Origin of the sequence: uncultured Maricaulis sp., assembly GCF_905480005.1 — a bacterium.
GTDB lineage: Bacteria > Pseudomonadota > Alphaproteobacteria > Caulobacterales > Maricaulaceae > Maricaulis.
Map to the genome: position 1 here is coordinate 14,443 of NZ_CAJQOO010000023.1, position 18,691 is coordinate 33,133.

20 protein-coding genes are annotated in these 18,691 nt (G+C 63.5%); 12 read left to right on the top strand and 8 right to left on the bottom strand.

The genetic code is table 11. From position 1 onward, the window contains the following. Positions 1 to 46: 46 nt before the first annotated feature. From crcB to QZ266_RS03445, 3 genes are all read left to right on the top strand, one after another. Positions 47 to 430 (top strand): fluoride efflux transporter CrcB, encoded by a 384-nt coding sequence (crcB, locus tag QZ266_RS03435; protein WP_295691668.1) that lies wholly within the window; start codon positions 47 to 49, stop codon positions 428 to 430. Continuing rightward, positions 427 to 1,419 carry an RluA family pseudouridine synthase gene (locus QZ266_RS03440; RefSeq protein ID WP_295691670.1) on the top strand — a complete coding sequence of 331 codons (993 nt, stop codon included), beginning with the start codon at positions 427 to 429 and terminating at the stop codon, positions 1,417 to 1,419. Before crcB ends, QZ266_RS03440 begins: the two co-directional genes overlap by 4 nt. Before the next feature lie 104 nt (positions 1,420 to 1,523). Further along, on the top strand, positions 1,524 to 2,264 hold the full coding sequence (locus QZ266_RS03445; protein WP_295691672.1) for a hypothetical protein: 741 nt from the start codon (positions 1,524 to 1,526) through the stop codon (positions 2,262 to 2,264). A gap of 7 nt (positions 2,265 to 2,271) precedes the next feature. Here the strand turns inward: QZ266_RS03445 and QZ266_RS03450 are convergent, their stop codons facing one another. After that, positions 2,272 to 2,592, bottom strand: coding sequence for a DUF1244 domain-containing protein (locus tag QZ266_RS03450; protein ID WP_295691673.1), 321 nt, complete (start codon positions 2,590 to 2,592; stop codon positions 2,272 to 2,274). Positions 2,593 to 2,632: 40 nt separating this feature from the next. Between QZ266_RS03450 and QZ266_RS03455 the strand changes: the two genes are divergently transcribed. From QZ266_RS03455 to QZ266_RS03470, 4 genes are read left to right on the top strand one after another with little or no spacing between them, the layout of a single operon-like run. Continuing rightward, positions 2,633 to 3,427 carry an HAD-IA family hydrolase gene (locus QZ266_RS03455; protein ID WP_295691675.1) on the top strand — a complete coding sequence of 265 codons (795 nt, stop codon included), beginning with the start codon at positions 2,633 to 2,635 and terminating at the stop codon, positions 3,425 to 3,427. Further along, a complete protein-coding gene (locus QZ266_RS03460) occupies positions 3,424 to 4,191 on the top strand; it encodes an ATP12 family chaperone protein (protein WP_295691677.1) in 768 nt (255 codons plus the stop codon). Before QZ266_RS03455 ends, QZ266_RS03460 begins: the two co-directional genes overlap by 4 nt. A 51-nt stretch (positions 4,192 to 4,242) precedes the next feature. After that, positions 4,243 to 4,911 carry a 2OG-Fe(II) oxygenase gene (locus QZ266_RS03465; RefSeq protein ID WP_295691678.1) on the top strand — a complete coding sequence of 223 codons (669 nt, stop codon included), beginning with the start codon at positions 4,243 to 4,245 and terminating at the stop codon, positions 4,909 to 4,911. A 5-nt stretch (positions 4,912 to 4,916) separates the two neighbouring features. After that, a complete protein-coding gene (locus QZ266_RS03470; RefSeq protein WP_295691679.1) occupies positions 4,917 to 5,432 on the top strand; it encodes a GrpB family protein in 516 nt (171 codons plus the stop codon). On the opposite strand, the gene QZ266_RS03475 is transcribed toward QZ266_RS03470, so the two are convergent. Continuing rightward, on the bottom strand, positions 5,425 to 6,213 hold the full coding sequence (locus tag QZ266_RS03475; RefSeq protein ID WP_295691681.1) for a hypothetical protein: 789 nt from the start codon (positions 6,211 to 6,213) through the stop codon (positions 5,425 to 5,427). The genes QZ266_RS03470 and QZ266_RS03475 overlap by 8 nt on opposite strands. 13 nt (positions 6,214 to 6,226) lie before the next feature. Further along, positions 6,227 to 7,321 carry a GNAT family N-acetyltransferase gene (locus QZ266_RS03480; RefSeq protein ID WP_295691683.1) on the bottom strand — a complete coding sequence of 365 codons (1,095 nt, stop codon included), beginning with the start codon at positions 7,319 to 7,321 and terminating at the stop codon, positions 6,227 to 6,229. Positions 7,322 to 7,467: 146 nt separating this feature from the next. On the opposite strand from QZ266_RS03480, the gene QZ266_RS03485 reads away from it, so the two are divergent. From QZ266_RS03485 to QZ266_RS03495, 3 genes are all read left to right on the top strand, one after another. After that, positions 7,468 to 9,000 carry an acyl-CoA carboxylase subunit beta gene (locus QZ266_RS03485; protein WP_295691685.1) on the top strand — a complete coding sequence of 511 codons (1,533 nt, stop codon included), beginning with the start codon at positions 7,468 to 7,470 and terminating at the stop codon, positions 8,998 to 9,000. Positions 9,001 to 9,024: 24 nt separating this feature from the next. Beyond that, positions 9,025 to 10,308 carry a hypothetical protein gene (locus tag QZ266_RS03490; RefSeq protein ID WP_295691686.1) on the top strand — a complete coding sequence of 428 codons (1,284 nt, stop codon included), beginning with the start codon at positions 9,025 to 9,027 and terminating at the stop codon, positions 10,306 to 10,308. Between the two features lie 142 nt (positions 10,309 to 10,450). After that, the gene (locus tag QZ266_RS03495; protein WP_295691688.1) at positions 10,451 to 11,704 is read left to right on the top strand and encodes a serine hydrolase; all 1,254 of its coding nucleotides are present in this window, start codon (positions 10,451 to 10,453) and stop codon (positions 11,702 to 11,704) included. A gap of 56 nt (positions 11,705 to 11,760) precedes the next feature. Here QZ266_RS03495 and QZ266_RS03500 read toward each other — a convergent pair whose 3' ends face one another. The 4 genes from QZ266_RS03500 to QZ266_RS03515 form a co-directional block, all read right to left on the bottom strand. Further along, a complete protein-coding gene (locus QZ266_RS03500) occupies positions 11,761 to 12,966 on the bottom strand; it encodes an HlyD family efflux transporter periplasmic adaptor subunit (RefSeq protein WP_295691690.1) in 1,206 nt (401 codons plus the stop codon). A gap of 9 nt (positions 12,967 to 12,975) precedes the next feature. After that, the gene (locus QZ266_RS03505; protein ID WP_295691691.1) at positions 12,976 to 15,354 is read right to left on the bottom strand and encodes an FtsX-like permease family protein; all 2,379 of its coding nucleotides are present in this window, start codon (positions 15,352 to 15,354) and stop codon (positions 12,976 to 12,978) included. Between the two features lie 17 nt (positions 15,355 to 15,371). Beyond that, on the bottom strand, positions 15,372 to 16,121 hold the full coding sequence (locus QZ266_RS03510; RefSeq protein ID WP_295691693.1) for an ABC transporter ATP-binding protein: 750 nt from the start codon (positions 16,119 to 16,121) through the stop codon (positions 15,372 to 15,374). Between the two features lie 75 nt (positions 16,122 to 16,196). Continuing rightward, the gene (locus QZ266_RS03515) at positions 16,197 to 17,138 is read right to left on the bottom strand and encodes a fatty acid desaturase family protein (RefSeq protein ID WP_295691694.1); all 942 of its coding nucleotides are present in this window, start codon (positions 17,136 to 17,138) and stop codon (positions 16,197 to 16,199) included. Between the two features lie 336 nt (positions 17,139 to 17,474). Here QZ266_RS03515 and QZ266_RS03520 point away from each other — a divergent pair, with 336 nt between their 5' ends. Beyond that, positions 17,475 to 17,993, top strand: a complete 519-nt coding sequence (locus tag QZ266_RS03520) for a hypothetical protein (RefSeq protein WP_295691696.1) — start codon at positions 17,475 to 17,477, stop codon at positions 17,991 to 17,993. A gap of 108 nt (positions 17,994 to 18,101) precedes the next feature. Continuing rightward, the gene (locus tag QZ266_RS03525) at positions 18,102 to 18,554 is read left to right on the top strand and encodes a hypothetical protein (protein ID WP_295691698.1); all 453 of its coding nucleotides are present in this window, start codon (positions 18,102 to 18,104) and stop codon (positions 18,552 to 18,554) included. Here the strand turns inward: QZ266_RS03525 and QZ266_RS15315 are convergent. Next, positions 18,551 to 18,691: integrase core domain-containing protein (locus QZ266_RS15315; RefSeq protein WP_367178201.1), on the bottom strand; the 141-nt coding region annotated here is incomplete at its 5' end. The genes QZ266_RS03525 and QZ266_RS15315 overlap by 4 nt on opposite strands.

Genomic DNA, 18,691 nt, shown 5'->3' on the forward strand with positions numbered 1-18,691 from the left:
GGTGTCGATGCTTGCCAAGCGGGTCGCATGACCCTATCGAGCCGGAATGATCAATTATCTTCTTGTCGGCGCCGGCGGTGCACTCGGTGCCATCTCGCGCTACCAGGTCGGTCGTCTGACCTTTCGCTGGTTCGGGCCGGAACAGGTCTGGGGAACATTCGCGGTCAATATTGCGGGCGGTCTGATGATGGGCCTGCTGATTGGCTGGCTCGCTGCCACCGACCGCGCCGACCAGCAATATATCCGCCTGTTTGGCGCGGTCGGCTTTCTTGGTGGGTTCACCACCTTCTCGGCCTTTTCGCTGGAGATTGCCAATATGTTCGAGCGCAAGGCGCTGCTCCCGGCTTTCGGTTATGCGGCGAGTTCGGTCATGCTGGCGCTGGCTGCTGTCTTTGTGGGGCTTTGGATTATGCGGAAGGGCTTCGCATGAGTGGTGTTCAGACCCTGAAGGTGGAAGCCACGGAGGATGGCTCACGCGTGGACCGCTGGTTCAAGCGCCGCTTCCCGCATGTTTCGGCGATCATGGTCCAGAAACTGTGCCGCAAGGGACAGATCCGGGTCGATGGTGGCCGGGTCAAGGGCGATAGCCGCGTTCATGAGGGGCAGGAGATCCGGGTTCCGCCTCTGCCCGAGCCGGGCGAGCGTCCACCATCGGTCGCACTGTCCGACCAGGACGTTGCCTATGTGAAGTCACTTGTCATCTATGAGGATGACGAGCTGATCGCCTTCAACAAGCCGGCTGGCCTGGCCGTTCAGGGCGGCTCGAAGACCACGCGCCATCTCGACGGCCTCCTGGACGCTTTCGGCGAAGGTCTCGACCGGCCGCGCCTGGTGCACCGGCTCGACAAGGATACCTCGGGCATTCTCATCGTCGGCAAGGGACCGAAGGCGGCATCCCGTCTCGCCAAGGCGTTCCAGTCGCACAAGACCCGCAAAACCTATTGGGCGATCGCGATCGGCGTGCCCAAGCCCAAAATGGGCGAGATCAAGGGGTTCATGCGCAAGGCCGCCGCTGTCGGTGTCGACAGTGAACGCGAGACCATGGTCGCCGCCGGTCATGGCGATGATGGCGCCCAGCATGCGCTGACCCGATATATCGTGATTGGCGAGGCCGGGCAGAAAGCGTCCTGGGTTGCCCTGCGCCCGGTGACCGGCCGGACCCACCAGCTTCGTGTCCATCTCGCCGCCATGGGCACCGCCATCCTCGGCGACAAGAAATATACCTGCCACAGGCCGGCACCCGAGGATCTGGGCCGACGCCTCTGTCTGCATGCGCGCCGGCTGGAAGTCCCGCGCCCCGGCGGCAAGTCGCTGGTCCTCACGGCCGATCTGCCACCCGCCCTGAAGAAGATCTATGACACGCTCGGCTTCTCGGTGAAGGAGATCGACGAGGCGATGATCGAGGAAGATCTGGCGTAGGCGGGCCGGGACCGATCACGCCGTTTCACATCTTCGCCAATTCGCGCTGTCCGGCGTCGACAGCGCTGCCCACGAATGGTGTCCTGCGCGCGACAGGGGGCATCATGGCAACATATCTCATGCAAACGCTGATCGCAGGGCTGGCTCTGGGACTGGCAGGCAGTGCATCAGCCGAGGGTCAATCCATCGGCGATCGGGTCAATCGCGCAGAACTGGCCGAAGGCGGGTTCAATCTCGGCCTCTTCAATGATGGCGAGCGTGACGGCTTCATGCGCTATGGCTGGTATTCCGACGAGGATGGCGTGCATTTGTGGGATCGCTCCATGATCGTCTCGCGCAGCGATTATGAGAGCTTCTCCGCACGTCTCGACCTTCAGGACCTGACGCCCGAGCATGTCGGGCTGCGGTATCACAGCGGTACGCGCTATTATCTGGTCGACGCCGCGTTCGCAGAGGGTCAGGTGACCGGTATGCGGAGTCTGCATGGTCCGGCGGAGGCCACCCAGTCTGCCCCGATCGATCATGCCGTTCGTGATGGCGCGATGGTCCGGGGCGCCTTTTTCATGCTGGCGCCTGTGCTGGACATGGAACCGGGCGACAGGGTCAGCTTCGACTGGTGGGTCCCGATGCGGGATATCTATGAAGCCGTCACGCTGACCGCCATGGAAATCGTCTCCATCGACACGCCGGCAGGGCGTTTTGACGCTGTTCGGATCGAGCAGCGCGGCGGAACACCGGCCAATGACATCTATGTCGATGAAGCGAGCGGGCGTGTCGTGCGGATCGATGTGGTCGGGCAGTCCGTGCAATATCTCGCCCTGCCGGACCAGGATGGCGCCGGCTAGACTCCGTCTACGGCTCCTTGGCCGCCTGTCTGGCCTTGAAGGCGGCGATCTTTTCCGGGCTGGTCTCGGTCTGGAATTGCGCCTTCCACTCGGCCGGCGGCATGCCATAGACGCGTTCGCGGCCCTGGTCCCGGGTTACGTCGATGCCGCGTTCGGCCGCCGCTTCGCGCCACCAATCACCCAGGCAGTTACGACAGAAATCGGCCAGCAGCATGAGGTCGATATTCTGAACGTCCTTGTGTGCATCAAGGTGCGCCACGAGCCGGCGGAAGGCGGCGGCGTCCAGCGCTGTGCGTTCGGTCTCGGTGATGTTTTCCGGCAAGGTCATGAAAGGGCGTGCTCCGCTTGGCCTGTTACGCATAGCTAGCATGAGGCGGGGCCTGCTTGCCAAGCCGCGCGCAGCCGCCTATGTCGCGGCCAAGCAGACGGAGCCTCGCGGCGTGAGCACACCCCTGAAACTTGCGATCTGGGATATTGACGGCACGATTGTCGATAGTCGCCAGGTGATCCAGACAGCCATGGACCGGGCCTTTCGTCGGGCCGGGCTGGGCGGGATCGAATATGATCGGACCCGCACCATTGTCGGATTGGAGCTGACCGAGGCGGTCACCCGCCTCGCGCCGCCGGACTATCCGGCTGCCAAGGCGGTCGAGCTGGCCACCTTCTACAAGGAAGCCTTCGTCGAACACCGGGCTGAAGCCGGATTCCAGGAACCACTCTATGACGGCGCCCGGGAGACGATCGAGCGGCTCGCCGATGAGGGCTGGCTGATGGGTGTGGCGACCGGCAAGGCGCGCCGCGGGCTGGACATCGTCTTTGGTCATCATGATCTGCACCGCTATTTCGATACCTTGCAAACCGTTGATGGCGGTGCCGGCAAGCCGCATCCGCGCATGGTGCTGGACGCCATGCGCGAAACCGGTACCGATGCCTTTCAGGCGGTGATGATCGGCGATACCCGGTTCGACATGGAGATGGGCCGCAATGCCGGTGTCCATACGCTGGGCGTCAGCTGGGGTTTCCACACGCCTGACGAGATCGAGGCGGGTGGCGCTCATTCCATCCATCATGATTTTGCGGCGCTGGACGCCGAGCTGGATGCCTTCGCCGCGCGCGTGACGAGCGACGAAGCGGCCGGCAAAGCTGCAGGAGTTGAGGCGTGACCGAGAATTATGAAACCAAGCCCGGCGTGAAAATTCCGGCGCGCGAAAATTCGCTGCCCAAACGCTTCTACAAAGAAGTCAGCATCACTGAAGCGGAGGGTGGTTATGCGGTACTGCTCGACGGCCGTCCCGTGAAGTCGCCGGCCAAACAGGGCCTGACTTTGCCCACCCGGGCGATGGCCGAGCTGGTTGCTGGCGAGTGGGCGGCCCAGGGCGAGCGCATCGATGCGCCGGCCATGCCAGCCACCCGGCTCTGCTTCGTCGCCATCGACCTGATCCCGGATGCCCGTGACGCGACGATCGCCGAGGTGACAAAATATGCCTCGACGGATCTGGTCTGCTTTCGCGCACCGGAACCGCCCGAGCTGGCAGCCGCCCAGGCGGCATCCTGGGATCCGATCATAGCCTGGGCCCGTTCAGCGCTCGACGCGCATTTCGTGCCGGCCCCGGGTGTGATGCCGGTTGACCCGGACCCGGTGGCCCTTCAGCGTGTTATGCAGCGGGCCGGTGAGTGCGATAACTGGCGTCTGACGACCCTGGCGCATGTGACGGCAGTGTGCGGTTCGGCGCTGCTTGGCCTCGCCCTGCTCGACGGCGAGATTGATGGCGAGAAGGCCTTCGTCCTGTCCACGCTTGATGAGCATTTCCAGATCAGCCAGTGGGGCGAGGACCATGAAGCGACCGACCGGCTGGCCCGGTTGCGCACGGAATTGCGTGTCATGCATGACGTCCTGCGCGCATTGGACGCGGCGCCGGCGGCTTGATGCCGGGCGCCAGTGGAGTAGGCTGCGCGCCTCAGTTTTCGGAGACGGATCATGGCGGATACGGCAACCACGCAAAGCGGCAAGACCGGCCCCGGCGGCCTGCTGGATTTTGACGCCCTGCGAAACGCGAACCTGCGGACGCAGCCGTATAGTTATTTCGTCGCGGACGGCGCTCTCAGCGCGGACGAGGCGGGCGATGTGCGCCGGGATTACCCCGCGATCGACAAGCCAGGCTATCTGCCGCTGTCCAAGCTGGAATCCAGCGGCGAGTTCAAGCGTCTGATGGAAGACCTCAATTCGGCCGAGCTGGCCCAGGTCCTGACCGAGAAGTTTGGCGTCGACTTCACCGAGAAGCCGCGAATGATCACCGTCCGCAAGGTGTCCCAGCTGTCTGACGGTCCGATCCACAATGATTCGAAGTCGAAGATTCTCACCATGCTGACCTATCTCAATGCCGAGTGGGACGGGACCGGTGCCGGCTGCATCCGCGTGCTCAATGGCCCGAAGGATTTCGAGGACTTCACCGAGGAAGTCCCGCCGCTGGCCGGCTATGTCTTTGCCTTCCTGCGCGCCGACAACTCCTGGCACGGCCATCTGCCCTTCGAGGGTGAGCGCTATGTGGTGCAGACGACATTCCTGACCTCCCAGGAGGAACTCGATCGCAAGGAAAACCGCGGCGGTCTGCAATACTTCCTGAAAAAGCTGAACCCGTTCCAGTAGGTCCGATGACGGTTACCGTCCGCGACTGGGATCCGCGCTGGCCCGAGCGCTTCGAGCTTGAGCGTGAACGTCTTTGCTCTGTGCTGGGTGACGTCGCCGCGCGCATCGAGCATGTCGGAAGCACGTCCGTACCGGGCCTGGCGGCCAAGCCCATCATCGACATTCTGGTTGGCACGGACGATCTGGACGCGCTCGACGCCCGCAATGTCGGCATGCGGGACGCGCACTATCAGGTGAAGGGCGAATACGGCTTGCCCGGTCGTCGCTATTTCAGGCGTGACGCGGCGGACGGGACGCGGCTCGTCCATATCCACGCCTATCAGCGCGATAGCGATGACTTCCGCCGCCATCTCGTCTTTCGCGACTATCTGCGAACCCATCCGGATGAGGCCGCGCGCTATGGCGAGCACAAGCTGGCGCTGTCCCGGCGAGCTGGCCTGGGGGGGCAGCAATACCAGTCAGCCAAGTCTGCTCTCGTTGGTGAAATCGAGGCGCGTGCGCTGGTCTGGGCAGCTAGATAGCAGCGAGGGTTCGCAGCGGTCCTTCGCGGAAGCGCAGACGCCCTTCATCAAGCCGGTTCCAGATCAGGAAGCCGGTGACGATAACCGCCAGTTCCGCCAATTCCTGGAAGATATCGTGACACATCAGAACGCCGCTCAGGACGAGCAGGGCGCGCAGGGGCATCAGGACACGGTCGCCCCGACGCGCTTCAACGACGGAGCCGAGCCGCGCGGCCAGCACCAGAAGGCCAAGTCCCAGCGCGTAATAGAGCGCTTCCATGGTCGAGGGCGGGATGTAGTTGTGCAGGTTGAACTCTTCCTGGAGATTCGTCCGCATCACCGCTTCTGGCGGGGTAAAGCCAAGCCAGTGCTGCCCCCAGCTCACCTCTTCGCCGAAGGCGAGGACCAGGATCAGCGCGGTTATGGCCAGGCTGACGCCGCCGAAGGCTGTGTCCCGATTGCGTTGCCGGATGCGCTCCGCCGCCAGTATCACGGGGAAGAGCATCAGCAGGATGGTGAGATTCTCGATCAGACCACCATCACCAACCTCCGGCCGGAACACGCCAACCAGGGGGCGAACCGAATGATCGAACAGGTTGAGGGCGGCGAGCTGCAGCAGCGCGAACAGAGCCAGCATGTCGAGGTTGAAGCTCTGGCGGATCATCCCGACCAGGCCGATCTGGGCAACACCGCGCCAGAGGATCTTCACGGTGATGGCGAGCGCGAGCCCGATCGCGAGTGCAAAGCCGAGTGCCTGCAGGGGCGAGTCGATCGTGCCGTCGGGCGAGAAAAATGAGGTCATCGCAATCTGCCTCCTAGAACGCGTGCACGGCCGCCCACTTGTCGAGGCGGCGGAAGGCTTTGCCAGGCCAGTTGGAAACCCGTCCGAGCGGCAGGGCCTGGGCGGTGCGGTCGACAAGCTCACCGGTCCGAACAAGGGCATGCGCGAATGAGGGCCGCTCCAGCCGCCCCCCGATCACCTCGAAACCGGCATTGGAGAGGCGGCGCTTGAAGTCATAATCGCCTGGCCCGAGATGGATCTCCGTAACCCCGCGAGCTTCCAGGAAGCGCGCGATTTCGAGATAAAGTGTCAAGCCCGGGCCCAGCTTGGAGAATTCGGGCCAGTAGACCGGGAACCAGTAGTGCAGGGCGCGATCCGAGCGCATGCCGAAATGCGCGGCCGCGAGTTCGCCCTTGATCTCCACCGTGGACAGCAGGCCGGCAAATTGCGGTGTGTCGGTGTCGAAAAGGTCCTCGATCAATTGCCGGGCCCAGCTGGCGACAAAGACATCAAGCGCTCCAGTGCGCCGGTATCGCGCGCGCTTGGTCTCGATGACGGCGCGCAAGGCTTCGGGACGACGATCGTCCAGGCGGAAGACGACATCATCACCCATCTCGGCCAGCTTGCGCTGTCGAGCGCGGATATTGCGCATCGCCTTGGCATCTTCGCGGGCGCAATCTTCCAGGAAGCTGTCATATCCGGCCGACAGGTCCGAGACGCAGGAGGTCTCCGGCGCGTGTGTGCCGGCGCGGGCGAAGCTGGCCTGTTCGGCGAGGGCGCCGTGGAAATTGAAAACCCCGAACCCGGTCCCGGCCAGCGCGGCCTCGACATCCAGATCCGGCGTGTCGGTGATCAGTCCGTGATGGTCACCGAGCGGGCCACCGATTGGACGGGCAACACCCGAACGGGACAGATGGAGCGGCAGAAATCCGGCAATTGTCCCGTTTCGGTGCAGAATCGCGATGCGCGTATCGGGGCGGGTGCGAGCGACAGCCCGAGTGAATTCGGTGGTGAAATAGGGCGAACGGAGGGATGGCGTGTTGGCGCGAAACGCGTTCCAGGCCTCGCATTCCGACGCGCCAAGCCCGTCAATGCTCACAATCTCGGTCTGCATATTGTGGCCGCCCATGCGTCAGTCCCCGATCCGGTTCTGCCCGTTGAGCTGCAAACCACACGCCGCGCGGCCTGTGACTGGCGCACCGGCTTGATTGCGCAAGCGTTCGCGGGTCTGCTATCTGGCGCATAACAAGAATCCCGACGGGGGAAGGATTGGCCATGAAAGACGTGATCGAACAGCTCGAAGCCAAGCGGGCTGCGGCTCGCATGGGCGGTGGTGAGAAGCGGATCGCCGCGCAGCACACCAAGGGCAAGCTTTCGGCGCGCGAGCGGATTGAACTCCTGCTGGATGACGGTTCCTTCGAGGAGTGGGACATGTTCGTCGAGCATCGCTGCGTCGATTTCGGCATGGCCGAGAAGAAAATCCCCGGCGATGGCGTTGTCACCGGCCATGGCACGATCAATGGCCGCCTGGTCTATCTTTTTTCCAAGGACTTCACCGTTTTTGGCGGGTCGCTGTCAGAGACCCACGCCCAGAAAATCGTCAAGATCCAGAAGGCCGCCATCCAGAATGGCGCTCCGGTGATCGGGATTTTCGATGCCGGCGGTGCCCGGATCCAGGAAGGTGTCGCCTCGCTGGGGGGATATGCCGACATTTTCCTGCAGAACACACTGGCGTCTGGAGTCGTGCCGCAAATCTCCATGATCATGGGGCCGTGTGCCGGCGGTGATGTCTATTCGCCCGCCATCACGGACTTCATCTTCATGGTGAAGGACACGTCCTACATGTATGTGACCGGCCCCGACGTGGTGAAGACCGTCACCAATGAGACGGTCACGCATGAGGAGCTGGGCGGCGCCTCCGTCCATGCCAAGAAGTCCGGCGTTGCCGATGGCGCCTTCGAGAATGATATCGAGGCCCTGGTCCAGCTGCGTCGCCTGATCGACTTCCTGCCGCTGTCCAATCGCGAAACCCCGCCCAAGCGTCCCAGCCATGATGTGGCTGACCGTCAGGAGCCCAGCCTCGACACGCTGGTCCCGTCCAACCCGAACAAGCCCTATGACATCAAGGAATTGATCGAGAAGGTGGCGGATGAGGGCGATTTCTTCGAGATCGCGCCGGACTATGCCGCCAATATCGTCACCGGTTTCGGCCGTCTCGACGGTCAGCCGGTCGGCTTTGTCGCCAATCAGCCGATGTCGCTGGCCGGTGTGCTCGACAGCGATGCCAGCCGCAAGGCCGGTCGCTTCGTGCGCTTTTGCGACGCCTTCAACATCCCGATCGTTACCTTCGTCGACGTGCCCGGCTTTCTGCCCGGCACCAAGCAGGAATATGGCGGCCTGATCAAGCACGGCGCCAAACTGCTGTTTGCCTATGCCGAGGCGACCGTGCCCAAGCTCACCGTCATCACCCGCAAGGCCTATGGCGGCGCCTATGACGTGATGAGCTCGAAACATCTGCGGGGCGACGTCAACTACGCCTGGCCAACCGCCGAGATCGCCGTGATGGGCGCCAAGGGCGCCGCCGAGATCATCCACCGCAAGGACGCCGCAGACCCCGACAAGATGGCCGCCCACGCGAAGGAATACGAAGACCGCTTCGCCAACCCCTTCGTGGCCGCCGGTCGCGGCTATATCGACGACGTCATCATGCCGCACAACACGCGCAAAAGATTGATATCGGCGCTTTGCACGCTTAAGAACAAGAAGGCGGAAAACCCGTGGAAGAAGCACGATAATATTCCGCTTTAGATTATCGCGTTCGAGGGGGTGAAAATGCGAGTCGGGATTGTGGTCTTGACGGTGCTGGCTTGGGCGCTTGGCGCGATGGCCCGGGCAGGCGAGCCGGCTTACGGACCTGCGAGTGCGGCGCTTTCGGCGGATGGGGAGCGTATCGCAATCGTCATGCACTCGGACGTGCCCGAATTGCTGATCGGCCCTACGGATGCCCCCCTGAGCGCGCTTCGTCGCATCGCGCTCACCGAGCTTGATCTCGATCGGCGTTTCCGGGTCTCGAGCTACAGCAACGGACCAAGCGTGGTGGAGAATGCGCGCTGGTTCGGCAATGTCACCTGGTTGAATGACGACGAAATTCTGCTGGATGTCTGGAGCGAAGCGCGTGTCATCCGGGTGCGGCGGGTCGGCGAGTTCCGGCGCTCCGTTATCCTGTCGACTGACGGTGACCTGATCGCTGAATGGCCAGCGGCCTGGCAGCTTGAATCCCTGATTTCGGGCGATCCTGACCGTGTCCTGATCCGGGAGGCCAGGCTTATAGACCGTCCCAATTACAATTTCGAAGCCAATGAATTCGGCGTCGATGATGGAACAGGGTATTTTCGCGAACCCTCCGTGACCGCACGGTTCGGGATTCCGATTTATGAGCATCAGCAATGGCTGGACTTGCCGGATGATGTCGACCCGCATGACGTTGCGACCGGTGTAGACTCGGCCGCCAATCTCGACGCGATGGGAGTTGTTGAGGTTAGCTATGCCGGATCCGCTGCGCGGATGTTCTGGTTTAGCGGGAATGGCCGGGAAATTTTGACGCCTGGTATTATCACCTTGGGCGATCCCGCCGTTTGGCCGGATACCTATCAGTCACATTGGACCGTCCAGAAACGCGGGCTCGGTGGGCTGCTTCGCGATGGAAGCGGCATTGTCTTCGCGGCCATTCCCCATGAAGACGAGGTTTCGATCCATATTCATGATGTCCGCACCGGCGAGGTCTCGCAGGTAGTGCTTGAGGGCTTGGTCGACGAGGGCGCGCAAATCGGACTTCGGGGTCGTTGGGAAGCCTTCAACGGTTTCCTTATGGACCCCAATACCGGCCGTGCCATTGGCGTGGAATGGCGGGATCCCTTGCCGGTACGCTATTATCTCGATGAGCGCTTTGCCGAAATTCAGAGCAGGGTTGCCGCGCATCTGGAAGGCGACCGGATTGACCTCTGGAGTTGGGATGATGCGCTGGCGCATTTCGTCGTGCGCGCGCGCGGCGTCGAGGGGTCAGCCTGGTATCTCTATAGCGCGGACACCGATGCGCTACGATCGCTCGCTGACTGAGACCGCCTTTCCCGCAGCCTTTGCGTGACGGTTCGGCAGCCCCCGATGCCGTGGGTAGTCGTCTGCCCCGTATCATTTTGTTGGCGCTAACAACGGTCTGTGACAGGCTTTCCACCCATCAAGGACAAACCGGGAGACTGGCATGCGGATATTGGCGGGAATGGCGACGCTTGTGCTGGCCGCTTGCGGGGGAAGTTCCGAGACAGTCGCGCCACGCGTCATCGAACCGGTTGCCGAGGCGCTTCAGCCCCTGATTGACGACGGCGAACTCGCCGGTGCCGCCGTCACAGTCTGGCAGGGCGACGCCCTTGTCGGGCGCTGGGGGCAGGGCGTTCGCGACCTTGAAAGCGGCGCGCCGATGCAGCCGGACACCATTGTCCGCATCTATTCCATGACCAAGCCGGTAACCGCCGTGGCGATGATGCAGCTGTTCGAGAGAGGTCTGTGGCACCCTGATGACCCGGTTACAGTCTTCCTGCCCGAGCTGGCGAATATTGGCGTGTTCCGGGGCCTTGATGAGGACGGCGAGCCGATCATCACACCGCCGGTCCGCGCGCCGACCATGGCCCAGCTGATGACCCATACGGCGGGCTTTTCCTATGGTTTTCAGGACGGGTGGGTGGATGATCGTTATCGCGCGGCCGAGCTGTGGTCGTCGCCGACGCCCGAGGCCTTCCTTGAAAGCCTGTCCACCCTGCCGCTGCATGCCGAGCCGGGCAGTACGTGGCGCTATTCGCTGTCGATGGATTTGCAGGGCATTATTATCGAGCGGCTGAGCGGGCAGAGCCTGGCGGATTACATGCGTGATCATATCTTCACGCCGCTGGGCATGCCGGATACCGGTTTCTCCGTCGATCCGGCCGAAGCAGGCCGGCTCGCCACGAATTATGATTGGCGCGACGGTCGGCTCCAGGTTGAAAACCCGTCCGACGCGCTCTTCCTTGATCCATTCACCCTGCCGGACTTTGCCTGGGGCGGTGGCGGCCTGTTCTCGACAGCGGATGATTATCTGCGTTTCGGCCGCATGTTGCTGCAGCGCGGAGCGCTGGGTGGCAAGCGGGTCCTGGAAGCGGACTCGGTCACGACAATCATGACCAATCAACTCAGCGAAGCGGTCGCGGCTGGCGGGTTCGGGATCGGTTTCCAGCAGATACGGCCGGGTTATCAATACGGCTATAATGGCGTGGTGGTCACGGACCCGGAGCGTGGCGGCGTTGCCGTGGGCGAGGGGACCTATCTCTGGGATGGCCGGGCCATGACCTGGTTCTGGGCCGACCCCGCGCATGACATCGTCTTTGTCGGCATGGTCCAGCGCAATGCCGGGGCCGGCATGCCGGAGCTCCAGCCGCTGACCCAGCGGGCGATGCAGGCGGCGTTCTATCCCGCGGGGGAGTGATTTCCGGCGGTGGCCTGCACCGCTTACGCGTTGGCGCGTGGCCTCCCGCCAGACCTCTATTCGCTCACGGCCCGTTCTCGCACCCCGACGCCGTCGGTAACCTCTTCGCCCGGATAGAGGACGACACTAGCGCCCGCGGACAGGCCCTCAAGGACTTCGGCCTGGATACCATTATCCTGGCCGATCACGACCGGGGTCAGGCGGGCGCGACCGGTCTCGATGCGGTACACGGCCCATTCCCGCTCATGGCGGAAGAGGGCGGCAACAGGGATTTGCAAGGCGTCATCGCGCTGCCAGATCGTGATCGCGGCCTCGACCCGATAGCCATGACCCAGGGCGCCCCAATCGTCCGGTGAGCCGGTGAAGTCCAGCACGATATTGACCCGTTGTTCTTCCACGCCCAGCGGGGAAAATTGTTCGAAACCATAGGGTTCAACGCGGCGCACGCGCGCGGGGAGAGGCGGGGCATCGCGCCGCCAGCCGGTGATGCTGGCTGAATCGCCCGGCCCGGTCTGCACCGCATCGGCCGACAGGAATTCGGCGACAATCTCGAGTCCGGCCAGATCGCCGATCTCCAGCAAAGGCGCGCCGGCGGCGACCGGGCCCTCGCTTTCCCGACTGACCTGGAGGACGACGCCATTGATCGGCGAGCGAATGTCGAAAATCGCACTGGTCTGTGCGTCGGACCCGGCGCCGTGCAGATGGATGCGGGCTGCTTCGATCTCGGCCTCGCGCATGCGGATGGCCGCCTGGGCCCGGTTGGCCGCGGCTTCGGCGCCGCGCAGGTCTGCGGCGGCCCGGTCAAGCTGGGCCTGCGAGGCGATCCCGGTCGCGCGCAATCGGTCAATTCGGGTGTGGTCCTCACGGGCGAGATCAAGCACGGACGCGGCAGTCTGGGCCTCGGCACGGGCCGCCGACAGGGCCGCTTCGGCCAGGTGGATCGCAGCCTCCGCTTCGCCCTGGCTGCGCGTGTCCAGAATGGAGGGTTCGGACGGCAGGATGCGGGCCAGGACATCTCCGGTCTCGATCCGGTCTCCCGCTTCAAGGTCAAGGCGCAGGAGACGGCCGGAGACCGGCGCGGCAATGGCATAGACATCGCGGATCCGGGTCCGGCCCTCATCCCGGATCTCAACGGTCATCGGGCCGATTGCGGCCCGTGCCGTATCAACGCGGACCGGCTCCGGCCAGAAACTCCAGATGATGGTGGACAGCACCGCCAGGGCGGCGGCGGTCCAGAATACGGTTCGGAAGCGAAGCGTCATGACGGTTTCCTAATCTCCCGTTTTCAGAGCGGCGACCATGTCGAGCCGGTTGAGTCGAGCCCGGACCATCAGGCCTGAGGACAGGGCGACAACCACGACGACAAGGGCCGAATAGCCGAAGGTGCTTGGGTCGATGATAAAGGGCAGGCGAAACAGGTCCGAGCTCATGGCCTGGGAGAAATACCAGGACAGGCCAGCGCCCAGTGCGGCACCCAGAGGCAGGGCGAGCAAGGTCAAAAGCGCGATTTCACCGAGCAGGACATAAGCGACTTCACCGCGACTGAATCCGAGGACGCGCAGCACGGCGAGTTCATGCTCGCGCTCGGAAAAGGCGATGCGCACACTGTTATAGACCACCCCGACTGCGATCAGCCCGGCGAAAACGGTATAGATGAAGATTGATGCGCCAATGACCTCATCCATGATCTCCTGGAAGCGGCGCCGGGCCTCGTTCTGCAACCCGACTTCCGCAACCCCCGGGGCTTCTTTCAGGGCTGTGTAGAGGGCATCGGCCCGATCCGGATCGATCCGGAGAACAGCACCGGTGATCATGTCGCTCTCGCCCATCAGGGCATTGAGATCATTGATATCGATCACGGCACCGGATCCGATCAGTGTGGTGACGACATTGCTGACAGGCAGGTAGAGGACGGGGCGGTGACCCTCGGTGATCTCCACCTCGACCCAATTGCCGGGGCGCAGGCCCAGGGGTGTGGCGATATCGCGCGAGAGAACCAGTCCGCCCGGCGGTGGCATGACCGGCAAACCGTCCGAGTCGATCAGGCGGGACAGCGTTGCGTCTTGCGGTGACCCGGTCAGGGCGATGCGTTCCTCATGTCCGCCAAAGCGCAGTCGCGCCGGTGCATGGCGTACCGGCTCGGCCGCGAGAACCCCCGGAAGTCGTGCAATCTCGTGCAGGGCCGCCCGTGAACGGGGCTCGACCAGCGTCACCGAAACATCCTGCCGATTGGCGAGGTTGAAATGGGCGTCGATCATCGCGTCCATGGCGTCGAGGAAGTACATGGACGAGACCAGCAGCGCGCCGGACACGGTGATCCCCGCGAGGGTGAAGGCCGCGCGCGCCGGCCAGCGCAGGACATGGCGCAGGATCATGCGCGATTGCTGGTCGAAACGCCGCCAGCGCGCCAGGGTGGCGCCAAGCGCCCGGGAATAGTCCGGCGGCTGGGAGGGACGCATTGCTTCGGCCGGAGACAGTCGCGCAGTACGCAGGCCGGCCAGGACGGCTCCGCCGCCGACGGCAGTCAGGGTGACGATCACGGACGAGGCGTAGATGGACGCAGGCAGGTCGAAGAGCAGGAAGGGAAAGTGATAGTATTCTATGTACATGGCCGCCATCAGGCGGCCCAGCCACACCCCGCCGCCCAGGCCCAGTGCCAGACCGACAAACCCGATCACCAAGGCAAATTTGGCGTAGTGGGTGATGACCGCGCGTGAGCTGTAGCCGAAAGCCTTCAGCAGGCCGATCTGGGCGCGCTCCATTGCGATCAACCGGGTCAGCACAACATTCACCAGAAAGGCGGCCACGATCAGAAAGACCGGCGGCAGCAAGGACGCCATCGTGTCCAGCTGGTTGATCTCGCTCGAGACAAAGGCGTCGGAAAAGTGGTCGTCGCGGCCATAGGCTCCGGGCGCCCCCCAGGGGGCAAGTTGCCGGTCCAGTGCATCGAGGATCGCCGGCTCGCTGGCGCCGGGCTGCAGCGTGAAGGCGATCTCGGTGAAGGCGCCGGTCGCGTCGGCAGCCTGTTCCAGAGCGTCACGGCCCATCCAGGCGACGCCGAACAGGCGCGGATCCGGCACGAGCTGACCGGGCGCGATGGCATACACATATTCCGGTGACAGGGCGGTGCCGACCACGCGGAATTGTTCGCGTCCTCCGCGGACGGTTGCCGTGACCGTGTCGCCGATGGACAGAGTGTGAGCGCGGGCGAAACTGTCCAGCAGCACGATCGCGTCGCGCTCGCCGGTCGCGGGGCGGCGACCCGCGGTCAGATGGATCCGGTTGACGGCAGCCAGCCCGGCTTCCGGCAGAGACAGCATGACCCCGGTGGCGGGGGCAGACAGGCCGGGCATATTGAACAGGGCGGCCTCGCGTACCCGGGTCTGGACACTGGCGATTCCCGGAATGTCCCGCAGCGTCTCCGCGGCACTGTCGGGCGCCCGCACGACGGGGGCCCAGACATCGGCGAACCGGTATCGATCATAATAGGCGTCCCGGGTTTCCTGCAGACTGTCCAGCATGCCGGCGGCCACGACATGGACGGCGACGCCGGCGGCCACCACAAGCGCGATGGCCAGGGCCTGGAGGCGGATTGCCCACAAGTCCCGCACCATCTTGCGGTCCAGCCGTGCCGGCAGAGCGGCGGCCATATCCCGGCGGCCGCGGCTCACCAGGTCAGGGCTTCCGGGTCGATCGGGTCGTCATTGACCCGTTCTTCGCGCACCTGGCCATCAGCCAGTGTGATGACGCGGTCGGCCATGGCGGCCACGCCGGCATTGTGGGTGATGAGCAGGACGGTGGATCCCAGCTCCCGGTTGACCCGCTTCAGGGCTTGCAACACCCGCACGCCGGTTGCGCTGTCCAGCGCGCCCGTTGGTTCGTCACACAGCATGACTTCCGGACGCTTGGCGATCGCGCGGGCGATTGCCACGCGCTGTTGTTCGCCGCCTGACATTTCCGAGGGAAAGTGATCGGCGCGGTCGGTCAGATCGACCAGGCCCAGCGCGTCGCGTGCCGGCATGGGGTGGGTCGCGATCTCGGTGACCAGCTCCACATTTTCCTGTGCGGTGAGACTGGGCATGAGATTGTAGAACTGGAACACGAAGCCGACATGGTCTCGCCTGAACCGGGTCAGCTCGGTCTCGCTGATCTGGGTCATGTCGCGCCCGCGGAACTTGAAATCACCATCGGTCGCGCGGTCCAGGCCACCGAGAATGTTGAGCAGGGTGGACTTGCCTGATCCGGACGCCCCCAGCAGGACGATGACCTCACCGGCCGGGATTGTAAGATCGACACCCCGCAGCGCCCGGACGCGTGTCGGGCCTTCTCCGAAATCGCGGGACAGGCTTCGTGTCTCGAAGCAGGCTGGGCCGTCACTTCGGAACCGGCGGGCTGCGGTTGTTCTTGTCCGCGTCACGACCGTGCTCCTTCCGGTTTCCGCCACACCTATTGATTACAGGCTGGTGCGACCGATGCGAGGCGACAAGACGCCTCAGGCAGCCTTCTGCGTCTCCGGCCGCACCGCCTTGGCCAGCATCGCCGGATAGCCGCGCGTGATGCAGGCATAGCCGTCATAATAGCCGCGCGACGCCAGCAGGCGGTGCAGCCGGCGCAGATTGTAGGGCGGGACGGCGGCGAACATGTGGTGTTCCAGGTGGTAATTGACGTTGTTGGGCGCCACCAGGAGGCGTTCGAACCAGCGCGCCACCGTGGTGTGGGTATTGAGGCGCGGCTCGGTATTGTAGCGGTCGGTGGCGACGCCGTGTTCGCCGATATTCCTCAGCCGCATGATCGCCGGATAGACAAAAATCCGGGCCACCCACCAGAGGGCGCAGGCCCAGACTGCACCCGCCGCGGCGAGGGATGCGACCAGCACGAGCTGGAAGGTGAGGAAGGGCAGTTTGGCGCGCCAGTCCGGCTTGCGCCAGGCCATGACCAGGTCACGGACCGCGGTCTGGCCGGTGAGGTCGCGCGTGAATTTGCGGCGCAGGCTGTCACGTGTCACCGGATAGGACTTCACCAGACCCTGGTCCGGGTCCTTGTCCGTGCCGGCATGTCGGTGATGGTTGAGGTGGTAGTCGCGATAAAGCTGCAGCGGCACATCGACCGCCGCTCCGCCGATCCACTGGCCGGCGAATTCATTGAGCCGGGGCGTGCGGAAGAGTGCCTTGTGGGCGCTGTCATGCAGCACGATGGAGAGGCCCAGCTGACGGCCGGCGATGATCAGTATGGCGGCCAGAAAGGTCAGCGGGTTGGGCCAGATGATGGCCAGCGCGAAAGCGGCGGCCAGCAGCGCGACATTGCCGCCCAGCATGAGCATGCCCTGCCAATTCGTCGTTCGGGACAGTGCACGCAGGTCTTCCCGGCTGACACAGTCAGACAGTTTGCGGTCATTCCCGACCGGATGCGGCTGGGCTGGGGATGGAGTGCTCATCTTGTCCTGCTGTTCTCGCGCCCGTCGACCGGGGTTGCTCCTGCCAGTTTCCCTCAGAATGCCGGTCAGGAAAAGGGCGCCGATTGCCGGCCTCGACCGTGCCACGCGGAAGGTGTCCTGCCGAGCCGTCGGGCCAACGCCAAAAGGGGCCTCGGCGCGACGTATCGGCTTGGAGCGTGTCTGCCATGAGGCGTCATAGATTATGCAGGCACAGCCAACCCAATTGACTTTATCGCTCACACTAATGACACCGGTGTCATTCAGTGATCTCCGCGTCGCGCGGATCACATGGGTTGTGGGCAAGAACTGGGAAGCGGCGAGGGCGGCCGGGATCGCATGGGCAAGGAAGAACAGCAGGTGAAGTGGACAAGTATCAAAGCCGTGGCGGTCTTGGCGACGGTGCGGACGGTCTATGCGTTCGGTTGGTTGATCATTGCCGTCCTGGTGCGAGCCGGAGTGATGGGGCCAGGGCTTGAAGTTCTGACCTATGCGTCCCAGGCGTCGCTCTGGCTGTTCGTCGGATGGGGTGTGTATGCTTCCGGCTATGCGTTCGCCTCCCTATTGCTCTGGCAGTCCAGGCTGCGGCTGGCGATGACGGTCTACGTCCTCAGTTATATCTTGAATTCATGCCTATGGTTCGCCTTTACATCCTTCGCCCTGACGCTGGTTTACGGCGTTACCCTGGTCACCATTCTCGACATGATCACCAATACCATCGATCTGGGGCTTATCGCCTGTCTCGCCATGATCCTTCTGCTTCGGCACATGATGAAGGGAGAGGGCGTATGCGGCTGGCGTGCGGGCATGCCTGCCTGGCGCGCTCCAGAAAACGCAAACTCACCGAATCCCGATTGACATTGTCGGCGATATTTCTGACCCCGGTGTCAAACATGGCGCTGCGGGTTCCTTGAGCCACCGGGACTGCGGACAATGATTGGATTCCGGAGAAAGGCGCCGGTCGACATGAGCAAGCAAGCCGGTCTGGCGACCTCGATGAGTATACGGGTCGTGATGATTCTCGCGGCGATCCGGATCGTTTACTCTTTGGGCTGGTTGATGATTGCCCTGGCGGTCCGGGCTGGATTGATGGAGCCGGGGGTCGAATTCCTGACCTATGCCTCCGAGGTGTCGCCAGGGGTGTTCATCGGATGGAGCATTTATCTGTCCGGCTATGTGATTGCGACCCTATTGGTCTGGCGGTACAGGCTGGCACTGGCGACGATGATCTACTTCGCCAGTGCCGCGCTTCACGCCTACATGTGGTTTGTCTTCACATCCTCGGCCCCCGGGCTCATCTACGGCATCACGATCGGATCCGTGTCGGACACGATCACAAATGTCCTCGACCTTGGGCTGATCGCTTATCTCATCATTATGCTCTTCCGCCGAAATGCGCTGAAATCCCAGGCGGGCTAGGTGTCGTTTCTCAAGACGTTGTTCAGCTGGCTGAGCCTTGTCGCTGGCGGCTGTCGCGAGAGAGCATAGTGCGGCCGGGCGGTGTTGTACCAGTCCAGGTATCGGGCGAGATCGCGGTTTCGGCTGTCGGATGATCG